The sequence below is a fragment of the Micrococcus endophyticus genome (assembly GCF_014205115.1).
Classification (GTDB): Bacteria; Actinomycetota; Actinomycetes; order Actinomycetales; family Micrococcaceae; genus Micrococcus; species Micrococcus endophyticus.
Genome location: NZ_JACHMW010000001.1, coordinates 849,400 through 868,234, shown reverse-complemented (window position 1 = coordinate 868,234; position 18,835 = coordinate 849,400). Strand labels below are relative to the sequence as shown.

At 74.6% G+C, this 18,835-nt stretch carries 14 protein-coding genes; 11 read left to right on the top strand and 3 right to left on the bottom strand.

Features of this window, described 5'->3' with window-relative positions:
• Positions 1 to 29: 29 nt before the first annotated feature.
• From HDA33_RS03885 to HDA33_RS03860, 6 genes are read left to right on the top strand one after another with little or no spacing between them, the layout of a single operon-like run.
• Complete coding sequence (locus HDA33_RS03885) at positions 30 to 2,912, top strand: DUF4040 family protein (RefSeq protein ID WP_184171114.1); 2,883 nt, start codon at positions 30 to 32, stop codon at positions 2,910 to 2,912.
• Positions 2,909 to 3,337 carry a cation:proton antiporter subunit C gene (locus HDA33_RS03880; RefSeq protein WP_184171111.1) on the top strand — a complete coding sequence of 143 codons (429 nt, stop codon included), beginning with the start codon at positions 2,909 to 2,911 and terminating at the stop codon, positions 3,335 to 3,337. Before HDA33_RS03885 ends, HDA33_RS03880 begins: the two co-directional genes overlap by 4 nt.
• Positions 3,334 to 5,004, top strand: coding sequence for a monovalent cation/H+ antiporter subunit D family protein (locus HDA33_RS03875; RefSeq protein ID WP_184171106.1), 1,671 nt, complete (start codon positions 3,334 to 3,336; stop codon positions 5,002 to 5,004). Before HDA33_RS03880 ends, HDA33_RS03875 begins: the two co-directional genes overlap by 4 nt.
• 38 nt (positions 5,005 to 5,042) lie before the next feature.
• The gene (locus HDA33_RS03870) at positions 5,043 to 5,495 is read left to right on the top strand and encodes a Na+/H+ antiporter subunit E (protein WP_184171103.1); all 453 of its coding nucleotides are present in this window, start codon (positions 5,043 to 5,045) and stop codon (positions 5,493 to 5,495) included.
• The gene (locus tag HDA33_RS03865; protein WP_184171100.1) at positions 5,495 to 5,776 is read left to right on the top strand and encodes an MrpF/PhaF family protein; all 282 of its coding nucleotides are present in this window, start codon (positions 5,495 to 5,497) and stop codon (positions 5,774 to 5,776) included. Before HDA33_RS03870 ends, HDA33_RS03865 begins: the two co-directional genes overlap by 1 nt.
• 10 nt (positions 5,777 to 5,786) lie before the next feature.
• Complete coding sequence (locus HDA33_RS03860; RefSeq protein ID WP_158494648.1) at positions 5,787 to 6,164, top strand: cation:proton antiporter; 378 nt, start codon at positions 5,787 to 5,789, stop codon at positions 6,162 to 6,164.
• Between the two features lie 52 nt (positions 6,165 to 6,216).
• Here HDA33_RS03860 and HDA33_RS03855 read toward each other — a convergent pair whose 3' ends face one another.
• The gene (locus HDA33_RS03855) at positions 6,217 to 6,750 is read right to left on the bottom strand and encodes a PaaI family thioesterase (RefSeq protein ID WP_184171098.1); all 534 of its coding nucleotides are present in this window, start codon (positions 6,748 to 6,750) and stop codon (positions 6,217 to 6,219) included.
• A gap of 66 nt (positions 6,751 to 6,816) precedes the next feature.
• On the opposite strand from HDA33_RS03855, the gene polA reads away from it, so the two are divergent.
• From polA to rpsA, 4 genes are all read left to right on the top strand, one after another.
• Complete coding sequence (gene polA, locus HDA33_RS03850; protein ID WP_184171095.1) at positions 6,817 to 9,630, top strand: DNA polymerase I; 2,814 nt, start codon at positions 6,817 to 6,819, stop codon at positions 9,628 to 9,630.
• Positions 9,614 to 11,020: a GNAT family N-acetyltransferase gene (locus HDA33_RS03845; protein WP_158494645.1), complete on the top strand. Its 1,407-nt coding sequence runs from the start codon at positions 9,614 to 9,616 to the stop codon at positions 11,018 to 11,020. Before polA ends, HDA33_RS03845 begins: the two co-directional genes overlap by 17 nt.
• A 32-nt stretch (positions 11,021 to 11,052) precedes the next feature.
• Positions 11,053 to 12,459, top strand: a complete 1,407-nt coding sequence (locus HDA33_RS03840) for a GNAT family N-acetyltransferase (protein ID WP_184171092.1) — start codon at positions 11,053 to 11,055, stop codon at positions 12,457 to 12,459.
• Between the two features lie 142 nt (positions 12,460 to 12,601).
• A complete protein-coding gene (gene rpsA, locus HDA33_RS03835) occupies positions 12,602 to 14,059 on the top strand; it encodes a 30S ribosomal protein S1 (RefSeq protein ID WP_017489147.1) in 1,458 nt (485 codons plus the stop codon).
• A gap of 158 nt (positions 14,060 to 14,217) precedes the next feature.
• Here rpsA and HDA33_RS03830 read toward each other — a convergent pair whose 3' ends face one another.
• On the bottom strand, positions 14,218 to 15,435 hold the full coding sequence (locus tag HDA33_RS03830; RefSeq protein ID WP_246416860.1) for a class I SAM-dependent methyltransferase: 1,218 nt from the start codon (positions 15,433 to 15,435) through the stop codon (positions 14,218 to 14,220).
• Positions 15,428 to 16,117, bottom strand: coding sequence for an IMPACT family protein (locus HDA33_RS03825; RefSeq protein WP_184171089.1), 690 nt, complete (start codon positions 16,115 to 16,117; stop codon positions 15,428 to 15,430). Before HDA33_RS03825 ends, HDA33_RS03830 begins: the two co-directional genes overlap by 8 nt.
• A gap of 172 nt (positions 16,118 to 16,289) precedes the next feature.
• Between HDA33_RS03825 and coaE the strand changes: the two genes are divergently transcribed.
• Positions 16,290 to 18,674 carry a dephospho-CoA kinase gene (gene coaE, locus HDA33_RS03820; RefSeq protein WP_184171086.1) on the top strand — a complete coding sequence of 795 codons (2,385 nt, stop codon included), beginning with the start codon at positions 16,290 to 16,292 and terminating at the stop codon, positions 18,672 to 18,674.
• The last annotated feature ends 161 nt before the right edge of the window (positions 18,675 to 18,835 follow it).

The following is an 18,835-nucleotide window of genomic DNA, read 5'->3' as shown; positions in this document are numbered from 1 at the left end:
GTCCGTACGACCGAACCCGAGGGTGTCCCGTGCTCCTGACCAGCCTCCTGCTGACCCTCCTCCCGGTGGCGGCCGCCGTGCCGGTCTCCCGCCGGCTGGGCAGGGACGCGGGCTGGGTGCTCGCCCTGCCGCTGCTGGCCGCCGCCGGCGTGCTGGCCGCCGCGTGGCGCGGCGGCGTCGAGGCGGAGGACCACCCGTGGATCCCCGCGATCGGGGTGGACCTGGACCTGCGCCTCAACGGCCTCGCCCTCGTGTTCTCCATGATCGTGCTCGTGATCGGCGCCGCGATCCTGGCCTACTCCAGCCGCTACCTGGGTCGCGACCCCGCGGTGCACCGGCACGGCACGTTCTACCTCCTCATGACGGCGTTCGCGGCCTCCATGCTCCTGCTGGTGCTCGCCGACAACCTCGTCGTCCTGTTCGTCGCGTGGGAGTTCACCTCCTTCGCCTCCTTCTTCCTCATCGGACGCTCAGGCGACCACGCCCGCGACCCCGCGATCCGCACGCTGCTCGTGACGGTCGGCGGCGGGCTCGCCCTGCTGGCCGCGGTCGCGACCATGGTCGCCACCACGGGCACCGCGTCCCTGAGCGGGGTGCTCGACAGCGGGATCTGGCAGGACCCGACGCTCAGCACGGTGCTCGCGGTGCTCCTGGCCGTGGCGGCCTTCACGAAGTCCGCCCAGTTCCCGTTCCAGTCCTGGCTGCCGGACTCCATGGTGGCCATCTCCCCGGTCTCGGCGTACCTGCACGCCGCGGCGATGGTGAAGGCCGGCGTGTTCCTGCTGCTCGTGTTCAGCCCCGTGCTGGCCGGCCACGCCGTCTGGTCCGCGCTGCTGCTCATCTCCGGCCTGACCACCGCGGTGTTCGGCGCGGTGGCCGCCGTCCGCCGCCACGACCTCAAGGGGCTGCTGGCCTACTCCACCATGAGCCAGCTCGGCCTGCTGACCGCCGTCATCGGCATCGGCACCCCCGCGGCCCTGACCGCCGCGATCGTGCACACCGTGGCGCACGCGCTGTTCAAGAGCTCCCTGTTCATGCTCATCGGGGTCGTGGACCACGAGGCCGGGACCCGGGACCTGCGCGTCCTGGCCGGCCGGCGGGTCCGGCTGCCGGTCACGGGCACCGCCCTGGCCGTGGCCGCCCTGTCGATGGCGGGCATCCCGCCGCTGCTCGGCTTCGTCTCCAAGGAGGGCCTGCTCGACGCCGCCCTCGGCACCCCCGGGCCGGCCTGGGCGGGCCCGGCCGTCACGGCGGCCATCGCCCTGGCCTCCGTCTTCACGGTCGCCTACTCCGGCCGCCTCGTGCTCGGCGCCCTCGGCCTGTGGGGGCCGAGCCCCGCCGGCGCGCCCGAGCCCTGGGAGTCCGGCCGCGGCGAGGAGGTCCACGAGGCGCCCGCCGCGTTCTGGGCGATGCCCGTGCTGGCCGCGGCGGCCGGCGTCGTGCTGGGCCTGGTCCCGCACGTGCTCGACGCCCCCGTCTCCGCCGCCGCCCACGCGGCCGCCGGCGAGGAGCACCACGCCCACCTGGCCCTGTGGCACGGGGTGAATCCGGCCCTGCTGGTCTCCGCGGCCGTGATCGCCACGGGAGCCGTGCTGGTGCTGCTGCGCCGGCCCGTCGAGCGGGTCGCCGCCCGGGCGGCCCTGCCCGTCTCCGGCCTCGGCGCGGTGGATGAGGCGCGCCACGGCCTGGTCCGGCTCGGCGCCCTCGTGGACCGGGCGTCCGGCTCCGTCGCCCCGCGCGTGCACCTGCTGATCCCGGCCCTCGTGCTCGGGGCCTTCGCCCTCGCCGGTGCGCTCACCGTGGACGACCTGCCCGCCGTGGTGGGCGCCCCCTCCCGGTGGCACGACTGGGCGCTGGTGGTGCTCGTCGGCGCCGGCGTCGTGGCCACCATCCGCGCCAAGACGCGCATCAGCGCCATGGTCGTGGTGGGCGTGGTCGGCTTCGGCGTGACCCTATGGTTCTTCACCCTCGGCGCCGTGGACGTCGCGCTCACCCAGCTGCTCGTGGAGGTGCTCACCGTCTGCGTCATGGTGCTGCTGCTGCGGCGCCTGCCGGGGCGGTTCCGGGACGAGGAGGCCCCCCACCGGGTGCAGGCCGTCGTCGCCGCGACCATCGCCGGCGTCGCCGCCACCCTCGGCGTGCTCGCGTTCACCGGACGCAGCGAGATGTCCGAGATCGCGCACTTCTACCTCACGCAGACCTACGCGCAGGCGGGCGGCGTGAACGTGGTCAACGTGATCCTCGTCGACTTCCGCGCGCTGGACACGCTGGGGGAGATGACCGTCCTCGGCGCCACGGGCCTGACCGTGGCCGCCCTGCTGCTCAACCGCCGCCCTGCCCCGCCCCAGCGCTCGGCGGTGGACCTGCGCTCGCCCCTGGCGCACGTGCGCGAGAACCTCGTGCACATCCGGGTGTTCGGCCGCGTCTTCGGGATGCTGATTATCGCGCTCTCCGTGCTCCTGCTGCTGCGCGGCCACTACGAGCCGGGCGGCGGCTTCATCGCCGCCCTCGTCGCCGGCGCCGGCTACGCCCTGCTCTACCTCGCCGCGGACCACGACACGGACCGCCGGCTGCAGTGGCCGTACCTCACGCTGATCGGCGGCGGCATCGCCCTGGGCGCGCTCACCGGCGTCGCCGGCTACCTCACGGGCAAGGGCTTCCTCGGGGCGGCCGGCGTCAAGATCCTCGGCTACGGCCTGTCCACGACGCTCGCGTTCGACCTGGGCGTCTACCTCGCCGTGCTCGGCCTGATCGTGGCGGCGTTCTCCCTGCTCGGACCCGAGCGCTCGGAGACGGAGGCGGGCGCCGAGCCCGACCCCACGTCGCCGATCGCCGACCCGGCCGCTGAGCAGACCACGGGGCAGACCACGGCGCCGACCCCCGCCGCCGCACGAGAGGAGACGAGTCGATGACCATCGCCATCACGGTGGGACTGCTGACCTTCGGGGCGTTCTACCTGTTCTCCAAGCGCGAGCTGCTGCGCGTCATCCTGGGCATGGTGCTGCTCGGGCACGCCGCCAACCTCGCGATCATCGCCGCCGGCGGCACGGACCGCCGCGGCCTGCCGTTCGCCGGCCGCGGCGACGTCGAGACCCAGGCCGACGCGCTGCCGCAGGCGTTCGTGCTCACCGCCATCGTGATCGCCTTCGCGATCACCGTCCTGCTGCTCACCCTGGCCGTCACCGGCCGCGACGACGACGCCGTGGCGGACGGCCACGAGGCGCCGGACCCCCTCGAGCAGGCCGCCGCCGACGCCCGCTTCCCGCGCGAGGAGCTGCGCGCCGCCGCCGCCCAGCTGGGCCGCGAGGCCGAGGCCCGGGACGGGGGCCGCGCATGAGCCCCGAGGCGCTCGGGCAGCTGCTGCCCCTCTTCGTCGCCGTCCCGCTGATCACGGCCGGCCTGCTGACGCTCGCCGGCGACCGGCCGCGCGTGCACCGGCTCGTCGTCGCGCTCGTCCTCTGCCTCACCGCGGGCGCCGGCGCGCTGATCGTCGCCCGCTCCCTCGACGGCGACGTGCTCGCCACCTCCGTGGGCGGCTGGCCGGGCGGCATCGGCATCGGCTTCGCTGCGGACATGCTCACGGGGCTCATGCTCCTGCTCACGAGCCTGCTCACCCTGGTGGGCGTCAACCTGGCCCACGGCACCCGCGTGGTGAACTCGCTGTACTTCGGCCCGCTCATGCTCGTGCTGATGGCCGGCGTGAACGGGGCGCTGCTCACCGCGGACCTGTTCAACCTCTTCGTGTTCATCGAGGTCATGCTGCTGCCCAGCTACGGCCTCTACGTCCTCTCCGCGAACCGTCGCGAGCCGCTGCGCCGCGTGGACGGCGCCCGCCTGTACGTGACGCTGAACCTGCTCACCTCCACGATCCTCGTGGTGGCCGTGGGCTTCCTCTACGCCCTCACCGGCACCGTCAACCTCGCCGTCATGGCCGGGGCGGCGGCGCGCGACGAGCGGGTGGCGATCGCCGGCGGCCTCGTGCTGTTCGCCCTGTCCATCAAGGCCTCCGTCGTGCCCCTGCACGGCTGGCTGGCCCGGGCCTACCCCTCGACGTCGCCCGCGGTCACCGCGATCTTCGCGGCCCTGCACACCAAGGTCGCCGTCTACGCCCTGTACCGGGTGTTCTCCGTGCTCTTCGACAACGACGCCCGCTTCCTGCCGCTGCTGCTCGCGTTGGCCGGGCTCACGCTGGCCGTGGGCGCCCTGGCCTCCGTCGGCGTGCACGGCGTGCGCCTCGTGCTCTCCTGGCAGATGGTCAGCGGCATCGGCGGCATCCTCGTCGGGCTCGGGCTGTCCACGCAGCTGGGGCTGTCCGCTGGCCTGTTCTACCTCGTCCACCACATGGTCGCCATGGGGTGCCTGCTGGCCGCGACGGCCGCCGTCGAGGTGCGCTACGGCACCGGGCGGCTCGCGGACCTGCAGGGGCTGGCCCGGCGCGAGCCGCTCGTCGCCGTGGTCTTCTTCGTGGGGCTGCTCTCGATCGTGGGCATCCCGCCGTTCTCCGGCTTCGTCGGCAAGCTCATGCTGGTCACCGCGGGCGTCGAGGCCGGGCGCCTCGTCACGGTCGCCGTGGTCCTCGTGGGCAGCCTCGTGAGCCTGTGGGCGCTGCTGCGCGTGTGGGACGCCTGGTTCTGGGGTCAGCCCGGATCGCCGCACGGCCTGCGGGAGCGACTGGCCACCGCCGCCCTGCCCGTGGTGGGGCTCGGGGCGGAGCGGACCGGGCCCTCGGGCCGGGGCTCCAGCACGGACCACGAGCGGACCGAGTCGTGGACCTCCACCCAGACCATCGACCCGCCCACCGGCGTCATGCCGGTCACCTTCGCCGCGGACGAGGACGTGACGCGCTCGCGCATCCCGGTCCGCCTGGCGATGCCGGGCGTCGTGCTCGCGGCCGCCACCCTGGTGCTCGGCCTCGCCGGCCAGGGGCTGTGGACCCTCACCGACGTCGCCGCGCAGGGCCTGCTGGACCCCGCGCGGTACATCGAGGCGGTGCTGGCCCCGTGACGAGCACCCCGACCGACGGCTCGAGAGGAGCAGTCCCCGTGCACGCCGACCCCTCATCCGACCGGCCCGTCCCCGCCGACGGCACCGTGGTGCTGGCGCCGGGCCGCGCCTCGGCGCTGTCCTGGCCCTGGCGCTGGCTGGTGTTCTGGTGCTGGTACGCCTGGGCGCTGGTCACCTCCTCCAAGGCCGTCCTCAAGGACCTGGTGACGCCCGGCGACCAGGCGCGCTCCGGGATCGCCCGGATCCGCAGCAACTGCCGCACGGACACGGAGGTGACCCTGCTCTCCGCGCTCATCACGCTCACCCCGGGCACGCTGACGCTCGGCACGCGCCGGGCCGGCGCCCGCGGCGAGGAGCCGGGGGACCCGGGCGCGACGCGCCTGCTCTACGTGCACGGGCTCTACGCGGACGACGCGGACGCCCTGCGCGGGGAGATCCATGATATGGAGCGCCGGCTGCTCCACGCGATGCGGAAGCAGGGGGTGGCCTGATGCCCGTGGACTACGACTGGTCCCACCTCGGGATCGACGTGGCCGTGGCCCTGCTGGCCGTGGCGGCGCTGGTCTCGGCCTACCGGATCGTGAAGGGCCCACTCGACGCGGACCGCGCGGTCTCCGGCGACCTGCTCACGTTCAGCATCCTCGGGATGCTGGTGCTGTTCGGCGTGCGCATGGACAACCCGTTCACCTTCGACCTCGTCCTGGTGGCCTCGATCGTCGCGTTCCTGTCCGGCATGTCCCTGGCCCGCGCGCTCACGCGCGGCAAGCGTTGAGGAGGACTCCGTGGACCTCGTCCTGACCGTCATCGGCTCGGTGCTCGTGGTGGCCGGCGCCCTGGTGTTCGTCACCGCCGGGCTCGGCCTCATCCGCTTCCCCGACCCGTACACCCGCATCTCCGCGACCGGCACGGCCGGCGGCGTGGGGATGATCCTCATCGTGGTGGGCGGGCTCGTGCTCGCCCCGAGCGTGGCAAACGTCGTCAAGGTCGCCCTGATCGTGGTCCTGCAGCTGGGCTCGGCCGCCGTGGCCACCATGGCCCTGGGCCGGTCGGCGTACCTCACGGGCGTGCCCATGAACCCGGGCCACTACGACGAGCTCGCCGAGGACACGCCGGGCCGCGAGCACGGCGAGCCCGCCCCGCGCACCCCCGACGCGTCCTGAGCACAGGCGCTGCCTGAACGCGGGCACCGCCTGAGGGCGCCCGCCCGGCGGCTCAGCCGCGCCCGCGCAGCACCATGTTCGTGATGCGGGCGGTGGACAGGCGCCGGCCCTGCTCGTCCGTCATCACCACCTCGTGGGTGGTGAGCGTGCCGCCGAGGTGGATCGCCGTGGCCGTGCCCGTGACCAGCCCGGAGCGGGCGGCGCGGTGGTGGGTGGCGCCGATCTCGATCCCGACGACGCCGCGCTCGGGTCCGGCGTGCAGCTTCGCCGCCATGGACCCGAGGGACTCGGCGAGCACCAGGTGGGCGCCGCCGTGCAGCAGGCCGGCGGGCTGCTCGTTGCCGGCGACGGGCATCGTGGCGACCGCGCGCTCGGGGGTGAGCTCGAGGAAGCGGATGCCCATCTTCTGGGCCAGGGGGCTCACGTTGGCCCCGCCGAGGGCGGCCACGAGCTCGGGCGTCAGGCCCGCGGCGGCGCACGCGGCCTCCAGCTGCGCGTCGGTCAGCCCGGGGGTCACCCCGGGCCGGTAGACGAGGTCGGAGGTCGGGGCGGGGGCGGCGTCGGCGCGCTCGGCGTGGTCGGTCATGGCCACTAGGCTGGCACACGCGACGGGCGCGACCGCGCCGCGCGCCGAGAGGAGACGTGAGCACCCATGGCGGCAGATCCGACCCCGGAGGACCCGCAGCGCCTGCTGGTCCTGGACGGTCACTCGATGGCGTTCCGCGCGTTCTACGCGCTGCCCGCCGAGAACTTCGCCACGGACACGGGCCAGCACACCAACGCCGTGTACGGCTTCACCGCCATGCTGCTCACCATGATCCGCCAGCAGCGCCCCACGCACGTGGCGGTCGCGTTCGACCTCTCGGGCCCCACGTTCCGCTCCGAGGAGTACGGCGAGTACAAGGCGGGGCGCTCCGAGACCCCCGCGGAGTTCGCCGGGCAGATCGAGCTGACCGTGAAGGTCATGGAGGCCCTCGGCATCCCCACGATCACCCTGGAGGGCTACGAGGCGGACGACATCGTGGCCACCCTCTCCGCCCGCGCCGAGGAGGCCGGCTGGGAGGCCGTCGTCGTCTCCGGCGACCGCGACGCGTTCCAGCTGATCTCCGAGCGCACCACCGTGCTCTACCCGAAGAAGGGCGTATCGGACATCCCCCCGATGGACGCCGACGCGGTGATGGCCAAGTACGGGGTGTCCCCGGCCCAGTACCCGGAGCTGGCCGCCCTCGTGGGCGAGGCGGCGGACAACCTGCCCGGCGTGCCCGGCGTGGGCCCCGGCTTCGCCGCCAAGTGGCTCACCCAGTACGGGGACCTCGACGGCGTCCTGGCCCACGCGGACGAGATCAAGGGCAAGAAGGGCGAGGCCCTGCGCGCCCACCTGGACGACGTGCGCCGCAACCGCCGCCTCAACGCCCTCGTCCGGGACCTGGACCTGCCGATCGGCCTCGAGGCCATGGCCCTGGAGATGCCCGAGCGGGAGCCCGTGGAGGAGCTCTTCGACGCCCTGCAGTTCAACCGCATCCGCGAGCGGGTGTTCGAGGTGTTCTCCGAGCGGGTCGGCGAGACGGCGCCCGCCGCCCAGGTGGAGGAGGCGCCGGAGTTCACCGAGGCCGCCACGGCCCAGGACGTCGCCGACTTCCTCGCCGCCGAGGCCGGGAACCTGCTCGGCGTGCACGTGGACGTGGAGGGCCCGGCCCTGCTGCCCAAGCGCAAGGTGCCCGTGCCGGGGACCTTCGGCACCGCCGTGGGCGTCGCCCTCGTGGGCGAGCACGCCGGCCTGCACGTCAGCCTCGACGCCGACGCGCCCGACCCCGCGCTGCTGGCCGCCCTGCGGGAGGCCCTCGGCGAGGGCGGGCTCTCCAAGGCCGTCCACGACCTCAAGCGCGTCCTCAAGGCGATCGCCGAGCCCGCCGAGGCGACCGCCCTCGAGGCCGGCACGCCCCTGGACGGCGTCGTGGACGACGTCCTGCTCTCCGCCTACCTCATCCAGCCGGACCGCCGCGACACCTCCCTCGAGGCGCTGGCCGAGGCGCACCTGCACACCCCGCTGGCCGCCCCCCGCGAGCCCGCCGAGGCCGACGCGCAGGGGGCCTTCGACCTCGACGGCGGCGCGGCCGCCGCCGAGCGCGCCGCCCGGGCCGCCGACGCCGTCCGCGGGGCATGGGTCGTCCGCCGCCTCTCCGTCCTGTTCACCCCGCAGGTCCTCGAGCGCGGCGCCCAGCGCCTGCTCCAGGAGCTCGAGATCCCGCTGGCCCGCCTGCTGGCCCGCATGGAGCTCACCGGCATCGCCGTGGACGCCCAGGCGCTCGCGACCCTGCGCGCCGACTTCTCCGAGGCGGCCGCCGCCGCCCAGGAGTCCGCCTGGGCCTCCGTGGCGGAAGAGACCGGGGGGATGAAGGTCAACCTCGGCTCGCCCAAGCAGCTGCAGGAGGTGCTGTTCGAGCACCTGGACATGCCGCGCACCCGCAAGACGAAGACCGGCTGGTCCACCGACGTCGACTCGCTGCAGGACCTGCTCGAGCAGACCCGCCACCCGTTCCTCGAGAACCTCATGCGCCACCGCGACGCCACGAAGCTGCGCCAGACCGTCGAGGGCCTGCTCGAGACCGTGGCCCCGGACGGGCGCATCCACACCACCTACTCGCAGACCGCCGCCGCCACCGGGCGCCTGTCCTCCCTGCACCCCAACCTGCAGAACATCCCCGTGCGCACCGAGGCCGGCCGCCGCATCCGCGAGGTGTTCGTGGCCGACCGGGTCGCCGGCGAGGACGCCGTCCTGCTCTCCGCCGACTACTCGCAGATCGAGATGCGCATCATGGCCCACCTCTCCGAGGACGCGGGCCTGATCCAGGCGTTCCGCGAGGGGGAGGACCTGCACTCCTTCGTGGGCTCCCAGGTGTTCGGCGTGGCCCCGGACGAGGTCAGCTCCGAGCAGCGCGCCAAGGTCAAGGCCATGAGCTACGGCCTGGCGTACGGACTGAGCTCCTTCGGCCTGTCCAAGCAGCTGAAGATCTCCGTGGACGAGGCCCGCGGCCTCATGAAGGGCTACTTCGACCGCTTCGGCGGGGTGCGGGACTACCTGCGCGACGTCGTCGCCCAGGCCCGCCAGGACGGCTACACCTCCACCATCGAGGGGCGCCGCCGCTACCTGCCGGACCTCAGCTCGGACAACCGGCAGCTGCGGGACATGGCCGAGCGCGCCGCCCTCAACGCCCCCATCCAGGGCTCCGCCGCGGACATCATCAAGCGCGCCATGCTCGACGTGCAGGCCGGCCTCGCCGAGCACGGCATGGCCTCGCGGCTGCTGCTGCAGGTGCACGACGAGCTCATCCTCGAGGTCCCCGCCGCCGAGCTCGAGCAGGCCACCGCCCTGCTGCAGGAGCGCATGGGCCGCGCCGCCGAGCTCGCCGTGCCGCTGGACGTGCACGTCGGGCAGGGGAGGAGCTGGCATGACGCCGCGCACTGACGCCCCCGACGCCTGGCTCGACCCCGCCCCCGCCACCGCGGAGGCGCTCGCGGCCCACGGCCTCGAGCTGCTGCGGGTGCCCTCCCCGTGGGAGACCGGCGACGCCGACCCCGACGCCCCCTTCGACCACGCCCGCCGCTGGGCCGACGCGCCCGCCGTGCGCCGCCACACGGCCGTGCTGCAGCGCAACTTCCACGAGGTCGGCGACCCCGACTTCGCGCTCGCGGACCGGTTCATCGGCGTGGAGCAGGGGGACCGCCGCCGCCTCAGCGGGGTGTACCCGCAGGGCGCGGACCCGGCCGCCACGGACCCGGTGGGCACCCTGGTGGACTTCACGAAGGACCTCAACGTGGGGGACGGGCGGATGCTGCCGGCCTGGTGCCTCACCGAGGTGACGGTCTCGCCCACGCACCGGCGCCGCGGGATCCTGCGCGCCATGATGACCGAGTCGCTGCGCCGCGCCCACGCCGCCCGGGTGCCGATCGCCCTGCTCACGGCCACCGAGGCCACCCTCTACCGGCGCTTCGGCTTCGGGGTCTCCACCTACCACCGCTCCGTGTGGCTGGACGTGACCCGCGGGGTGCAGCTGCGCGGACGCCGCCCGGACGGCTCCTTCCGGTTCGTCGAGCCGACCGCCTCCGGCGCGCTGATCGACGGCCTGTGGCGCCGGGCCTTCGAGGCGCAGGCCGGCTCGGTGGAGCGCATCCGCTTCCACGCGGCCCGCGAGACGGACCGGGACCCGCGCGTGGGGGAGGGCCGGCCCCAGGGCCTGCGGGCCGTGGTGTACTCCGCGCCGGACGGCGAGGACCTCGGCGTGGCCGTGTACCGGGTGACCGGCTCCACGGCCGAGCTGGTCGCCGACGACCCCGTGACCGCCACCGTGGTGGCCCTGTGGGCCGCCACCCCCGAGGCGCACCGGGCGCTGCTGGAGTTCCTGGGCAACCTGGACCTCGTGGTGCGCCTGCGCCTGCCGGCGGTCGCCGCCGACCGCCTGCTCGAGTTCCTCGTGCTGGACGAGTCCCGCATCTACACCCGCGGCGTCCACCACCACCTGTGGCACCGGGTGCTCGACGTGGCCGCGTGCTTCGAGGCGCGCCCCTACCTGCACGAGGGCGCCGTCACGGTGACCGTGGAGGACGACCTGGGCTATGCCGCCGGCACCTGGGAGATCGCCGCGGCCGACGGCGTCGGGCGGGTCCGGCCCGCGCCGCAGGACGCGGCAGAGCTCACCCTCGACGTCGCCGAGCTGGGCTCCGTGCTGCTCGGCGGGGTCAAGGCGGAGATGATGCGGGAGGCCGGCATCCTCCTGGCGCACCGCCCTGGCGCCGCCGCCGACCTGGACACCCTGCTGCGGCAGGCGCGCCCGCCCTACTCGCTGACCGGCTTCTGAGCCCGCCCCGCCCGAAGGACCCCGAGGACCCGATGAGCATCGATCCCGCCGCCGCTGCCCATGCCGCTGACGCCGACGCCGCTGACGCCCCCGCCGCGCAGGACGCCCTGGCCCGGCACGGCCTCGTCCTGCGCACCCTGGCCCCGCTGAGCCGCGGCGTCGACGGCGCGGACCCGGCCCGCGCCGAGCACCCCGCGCACGTGCGGCACACCGCCGCCGTGGAGAAGGGCTTCTACGAGGAGGTGCCCCAGGGGGCGGCGGCGGACCAGGATCTGGGCGTCTCCGCGGACGACGCGAAGGTCCTGCGCGGCGTCTACCTCGCCGCGGACGACCCGGCGCGGCGCGAGCCCGTGGGCACGTTCGTGGACTGGACGTCCCGGCTGACCACCTCGCCGGGGGCCGAGCTGCCGGTGTGGATGATCTCGAACGTGACCGTCTCGCCCGGGCACCGTCGCCGCGGGATCCTGCGCGGCATGATGACGGCCTCGCTCGAGGAGGCCGTCGCCGCCGGGATGCCCGTCGCCGCCCTCACCGCCTCGGAGGCCACCATCTACGGCCGCTTCGGCTTTGGCCCGGCCTGCACCGGGCGCAGCGTGCGCGTGGACGTGCGCGGCGACGTCGTGCTGGCGGCCGACGCCGCCGGCCGGCCGGACGAGGACGCCGGGACGGTGCTGCGGGAGGACCCGCGGGAGCTGGCCGGCGTCGTCGAGGCGCTGCACGATCGCGTGCGGCGCGGCACCCCCGGCAGCGTGCACCGCCCGACGGGGCACGTCATCCGGTGGGAGGACCGCAGCGCCGCGAAGAACGACGGCAGGGGCTCGGGCCTGTTCGCCGCCGTGCACCGCGACGCGGACGGGGCCGTGCAGGGCGTCGCGCTCTACCGCTTCGACGGGTGGGAGAAGGAGCCGGCCACCGTGTCCGTCGAGGTGTTCCTCGCCGCCACGGACGCCGCCGCCCGCCAGCTGTGGCGGTACCTGACGCGCCTGGACCTGATCGAGAGGCTGCGCATGACCCGCTGCCCGGACGACGGCGGGCTCGAGCAGGTCCTCGCCGACCGCCGGCGGGTGCGCACGAAGTCGGTCTGGGACGACCTCTACCTGCGCGTCCTGGACGTGCCGGCGTGCCTGGGCGGGCGCGGCTACGCGCCCGAGGTCGCCGGCGAGGCCGTGCTGGCCGTGGCGGACGCCGCTGGCCACGCGGCCGGCACGTGGCGGCTGCGCGTGGCCGACGGGGCCGGCCGCGCCGAGCGGCTCGCCGACGACGCACGGGCGGACCTGGCCCTGGACGTCGCGCACTTGTCCGCGGTGTGGCTCGGCGGCGTGCGCGCCGGCGCGCTCGTGCGGGCCGGCGTCGTGGACGAGCGGGAGCCGGGCGCGGCCGCCCGGCTGGACGCGCTGCTGGCCCCCGCGGCCGCCGTGCATCTGCTCACGGGCTTCTGATACGCTGGTCGAGCACATTCGTGCGCACTTGAAACATGTCCATCACGACCCACGCCGGGTGGGGCGCCTGAGGCGCCCGGACGCCGTCGCCCGACGGCATGGATCCCGGCGTGACCCCTGATCCCAACGGAGTCCCTCCTACATGACCACCACTTCCAACGCCCCGCAGGTCGCCATCAACGACATCGGCACCGCCGAGGACCTGCTCGCCGCCATCGACGCGACCATCAAGTACTTCAACGATGGCGACCTCGTCGAGGGCACCGTCGTCAAGGTGGACCGCGACGAGGTCCTGCTCGACATCGGCTACAAGACCGAGGGCGTCATCCCGTCCCGCGAGCTGTCCATCAAGCACGACGTGGACCCGGACGAGGTCGTGGCCGTGGGCGACACCGTCGAGGCCCTGGTCCTCACCAAGGAGGACAAGGAGGGTCGCCTGATCCTCTCGAAGAAGCGCGCCCAGTACGAGCGCGCCTGGGGCGACATCGAGAAGATCAAGGAGGAGGACGGCGTCGTCGAGGGCACCGTCATCGAGGTCGTCAAGGGCGGCCTCATCCTGGACATCGGCCTGCGCGGCTTCCTCCCGGCCTCGCTCGTCGAGATGCGCCGCGTGCGCGACCTGGCCCCCTACATCGGCCAGAAGCTCGAGGCGAAGATCATCGAGCTGGACAAGAACCGCAACAACGTGGTGCTTTCCCGCCGCGCCTGGCTCGAGCAGACCCAGTCCGAGGTCCGCTCCAACTTCCTCCACAAGCTGGAGAAGGGCCAGGTCCGCAACGGCACCGTGTCCTCCATCGTCAACTTCGGCGCCTTCGTCGACCTGGGCGGCGTGGACGGCCTCGTGCACGTCTCCGAGCTGTCCTGGAAGCACATCGACCACCCGTCCGAGGTCGTCGAGGTGGGCCAGGAGGTCACCGTCGAGGTCCTCGAGGTGGACATGGACCGCGAGCGTGTCTCCCTGTCGCTGAAGGCGACCCAGGAGGACCCGTGGCAGCTCTTCGCCCGCACCCACGCCCTCGGCCAGGTCGTGCCGGGCAAGGTCACCAAGCTGGTGCCCTTCGGCGCGTTCGTGCGCGTCGAGGACGGCATCGAGGGCCTCGTGCACATCTCCGAGCTGGCCTCCCGCCACATCGACACCGCCGAGCAGGTCGTGTCGGTCAACGACGAGCTGTTCGTCAAGGTCATCGACATCGACCTCGAGCGTCGCCGCATCTCCCTGTCCCTCAAGCAGGCCAACGAGGGCGTGGACCCCGAGGGCACCGAGTTCGACCCGGCGCTCTACGGCATGGCCGCGGAGTACGACGAGGAGGGCAACTACAAGTACCCCGAGGGCTTCGACGTCGAGTCCAACGAGTGGATGGAGGGCTTCGAGTCCGAGCGCGCCGCCTGGGAGCAGCAGTACGCCGACGCCCAGTCCCGCTGGGAGCAGCACAAGGAGCAGGTGCGCCGCTCCTTCGAGGAGGAGGCCAACGCCGGCGCCGACACCGGTGCGGGCATGGGCGGCTCGTCCTACTCCTCCGAGGCCCCGGCCTCGGACGGCGGCACCCTGGCCTCGGACGAGGCCCTCGCCGCCCTGCGCGAGAAGCTCACCGGCAACTGAGTGCCGTCGCCTGACCGTCGTTGACGGTCGGTGACGCATCCCGACGCCCCGCCCCTCCTGCACGGAGGGGCGGGGCGTCGTCGTCTGCGGGTGGGTCTGCGGACCGCGCCGGGCCTGCCCGGCCGACCCGGACGTCGGCCCGACGGGGCGCGGGCCCGTCAGCGGCGGGTGGAGACCGTCACGGTGAAGGTGCGGTCTCGGGCGACCTGGCGCGTGGGGCCCACCTCGGCCTCAAGCACGGGGCGGTGGCGCAGGTGGGAGTTCCACACGCACCACAGGCGCCCGCCCGGGGCCAGCACGCGGGCCGCCGCGGCGACCAGGCGGTGCGCCACGGCGGGGTCCACCGCGTTGCCGTCGTGGAACGGCGGGTTGAGCAGGATGCACTCCTCCGAGGCGTCCGGCCGGCCGGCGAGGGCGTCGTCCCGGACGGCCTCGAGCCGGTCGGCGACGCCGTTGGCCCGCGCGGTGGCGAGCGTGGAGGCGACCGCCACCGCGGACTGGTCCGTGGCCAGGACGCGCACGTGCGGCCACAGCCGCGCCGCCCCCACGCCGAGCAGGCCGTTGCCGCAGCCCAGGTCCACGACGCGTCCGGGCGGGCGCGGCTCCTCGGCCAGCGCCGCCAGCAGCAGCCGGGAGCCGGGGTCGGCGGCGGCCCCGCCGAAGGTGCCGGCATGGGCGACCAGGCGCAGCCGGCCCAGGCCCGGGACGTCGCGCTCGGTTTCCTCGGCGGGGCGGGGCGCGACGTCGGGGCGGGGGCCGCGGGCGGTGAGGACGCGGGCCTTGCGGCGGCCGCGGCCGGCCACCACGTCCGCGAACGCGGCCCCGAGGACCGCGTTCATCCGCGGGCTCATGTGCTTGTCCCGCCCGGCGGCGAGCAGCACGACGCCGGGGTCGGCCTCCCGGGCGGCGATCCGCGCGAGGCGGTCGAGCTCGTCGAGGGACCGCGGCAGGGGCAGCAGCACCGTGCGGGCCCCGCGCACCGCGTCCTCGGGGGCGGCGGCGCGGTGCACCGTCCCGGCGTCGGGGCCGAAGCGTCCGGCCCGGCGCCACGCGTCGAGGTTGGCGTCGAGGGAGCGCTCGTGCGAGGCCTCGTCCTGGTGCACGCGCACGTCGTGCCCGGCGGCGAGCAGCGGCAGGGTGAGGGCGCCGTGGCGGTCGTCGAGGACGGCGACGGGCCCGGGGGAGTGGCCGCACGCGATCCACCCGGCCAGCGTGTCGAGCAGCAGCAGGTCGGCGGCGTCGTGCGCCTGCCGGCCTTCCTCGGCGGGCAGCGGCCAGCGGGAGAGGGCGCCGAGGTCCACGCCCTCGGTCAGCGAGGTCGGCAGCCCGCCCAGGGCGACGTCCGGGGTGACCCCCGGGGCCAGGGGCTCAGTCATGGTCGATCCACTCCGTTCCGATCGGCTCGGCGCGCCCGGTGCCGGCGGTGATGTCCGCGAGGCGCGCGGCGAAGGCCGCCCGCTGCGTGTCCGAGTCGGGGACGCCCACCCGCAGGCGCACGCCCGCGGCGCCGTAGCCGGCGTCGAGGACGGCGACGCCGGCGGCCCGCAGCTCGTTCTCCCAGCGCCCGGCCTGCGCGTGGGGCGCGTCGACGGCGAGGAGCGCCCGGCGCGAGCGCGTCACGAGCGGCGTGGTGTCCAGGGCGGCGGAGACGGACTCGGAGTAGGCCCGCACCAGTCCGCCGGCCCCCAGCTTCACGCCGCCGAACCACCGCACGACGACGGCGCACACGTCCGTCAGGTCGGTGCGCCCGGGCGCGGTCTCGCGCGCCGTGAGGGCTTCCAGCATCGGCGTCCCCGCGGTGCCGGCCGGCTCGCCGTCGTCCGAGGACCGGGCGACGGAGCGCTCCGGGCCGAGCACGAACGCGCTGCACACGTGTCGGGCGTCGTGGTGGCGGCGGCGCAGCGCGGCGATCATGGCGCGCGCCTGCGCCTCGTCCGCGACGCGCCCCAGGACGGTGAGGAACCGGCTGCGGCGCACCTCCAGCTCGTGGACGATCCAGCCGTCCTCCCCGGCGGCGAGGCGCGGCAGGACGGTGCAGCGGGCGGGCGGGGCGGACATGCGTCCCAGCGTAGACGCGGTCGCGCCGGCGGGCGGCGACCGCGGGGGCGGGCGGGGGCGCCGATGACCGCTTCCGGTAGAGTCGCTCGCCGTGCCATCACGGGCACAGGAGCCTGCGGAGGCCCGTTGGAACGGCCCCGGGGGCTTCGTCTCCGACCCGAAGTGATCTCACGTGAACTCACTGCTCACCCGTCTCCATGACCGGCTGGGGCTGCGCACCTCGCCCGCGGTGTTCTTCTCCGCCGCCGCCGTCATCATCCTCTTCACCGTCGCGATGGGCCTCTTCCCCGGCCCCGTCCAGGCGGTCTTCGGCGCCGCGGCGCACTGGCTGCGCTACGACGTCGGCTGGTTCTACACCCTCGCCGCCACGCTCCTGCTGGCCGTCTGCCTGATCCTCGCGGTCTCGCGCTACGGCCGCGTCAGGCTCGGCGACGACGATGCCTCGCCCGAGTACTCCGGGCTCGCCTGGTTCGGCATGATGTTCGCCGCCGGCGTCGGCGCCGTGCTCATGTTCTGGGGCATCGCCGAGCCCATGACCCACTACGCGCTGCCGCCGCTGGAGGGGACCGAGCCGTATTCGGACCAGGCCGCGGTGCAGGCGCTGAACATCGCCAACTTCCACTTTGGCCTGCACATGTGGGCCATCCTCGTGGTCCCGGGCCTGTGCTTCGGCTACTTCACGTACAAGCGGAACCTGCCCCCGCGCGTGTCCTCCGCCTTCCAGCCGCTCCTGGGGGACCGGATCCACGGCCCCATCGGCAAGACCATCGACGTCATCGCGATCGTCTCCACGGTCTTCGGCATGGGCGTGTCCACGGGCCTGGGCGCCCTGCAGATCAACGCGGGCGTCAACTACGTGGTCGGCGTGCCGGTGGCCGGCTGGGTGCAGGCCCTGATCCTGGCCGTCATCACGGCCGTGGCCGTCGCCTCCGCCCTGGCGGGCCTGGACAAGGGCGTCAAGCGCCTGTCCTACCTCAACATCGTCCTGGCCGTCGCGCTGATGCTCTGGGTCCTGATGTGGGCCGCCTCCAGCATGGACGTGGTCCGGGGCGTCATCGAGTCCTTCGGCCGATACCTCGGCGCCCTGCCGCTGCTCACCACCTTCAACGACACCCTCGGCGGCGGCACCTGGTCCGGCGACTGGACTGTCTTCTACTGGGCCTGGACTGTGTCCTGGGCCCCGTTCGTGGGCATGTTCGTGGCCCGCATCTCCCGCGGCCGCACCATCCGCGAGTTCGTGTTCGCCTCCCTGGGCCTGCCCACGGCGTTCGTGATCGTGTGGATGGGCGTCTACGGCTACTCCGCGATCTTCGCGGACCGCGCCGCCGCCCCGGAGGCGGGCACCGGCGGGCCGCTCGCGCAGACCATCGCGGTGGAGGGGAACGTGCAGGTCGCCCTGTTCCGGTTCCTGCAGGAGATGCCGCTGTACCTGCCGATCGCCGTCCTCGCGCTGATCGTCATCGTGATCTTCTTCGTCACCTCCATCGACTCGGGCGCGCTCGTCATGGACGCCATGGCCAACGGCCACGAGGACCTCGCACCGCGCCGCCAGCGCGTGTTCTGGGGCGTCTCCGTCGGCGCGGTCTGCACCGCGATCATCGTCACCGCGGGCGACGACGGGCTGAACGCGCTCCAGGAGGTCATCATCGTGATCGGCTTCCCTGTCATGGTCCTCACCGTCCTGCAGGCGCTGCTGCTGCTCCAGGCCCTGCGCGAGGACGCCGGCGCGGCCCGGCCCCTGCGCACCCGCCAGTGGAAGCGCGTGCTGCCCCCGGAGGAGTACCACCGCCGCGCCCGCGAGGACGCCACCGTCCGGGAGGAGTACGCCATCCGTCCGGAGTTCGAGGTCGGCACCGAGCCCGAGTACGAGACCCACACGCCCAACACGTGGCACGCCCAGCAGTCGGCGGCCCGCCGCGCGGCTGTGTCCGTCGGCCTCACCGGCGGCGTGGCCTCCGGCAAGTCGGCCGTGGCCGCGGAGTTCGAGCGGCTCGGCGCCGTCGTCGTGGACTACGACGACCTCATGCGCGAGATCCTCGTGCCCGGCCACCCGGCCGTGGACGAGCTGCGGGACGTCTTCACGGCCGAGGTGGTGGCCGACGACGGCACCGTCGACTGGCTCGCGCTCGACGCCCTGACCGCGGAGTCCCCGGCCGCGCGCACCCGCCTCCACGAGGTGGTGGCCCCCGTGGTCCGCGCCGAGGCCGACCGCCGCGCCACGGACGCCGGCGAGTCGTCCGTCCTGGTGGTGGACCTCGCCCTGCTGGTCGACGCCGCCGACGTCCGCGACTTCGACCAGGTGCTCGAGGTCCTCGCCCCCGCCGAGGTCCGCGTGGCCCGGCTCATGGACGAGCGCGGGCTGGACCGCGAGCAGGCGTGGGCCGAGGTGGACGCGGACGAGCAGCGCCGCCCCGCGCTGGGCGGCACGCACACCGTGCTGGCCAACGAGGGGGACCGGGCCGAGCTGGAGCGCTCCGTCCGGGACTGGTGGGACGAGGTCGTGGAGCCGGCGCGCGCGAGCGCGGCCGGCGCCCCGGACCCCGCCTCCGCCGGCTGACCCGGACCGTCCCCGCCCGCCGCGCCGCGGCGAGCGGGGACGGTCGCGGGTGGCGCCCCGGGGCGGGGTCCCCGTACCGTCGTGACCGCGTGCCCGACGGCACCCGCCCCTCGGCGCGCCCTTTGGACCGGCCGCCGCGGAGCGTCGGCGACCCCGTACCG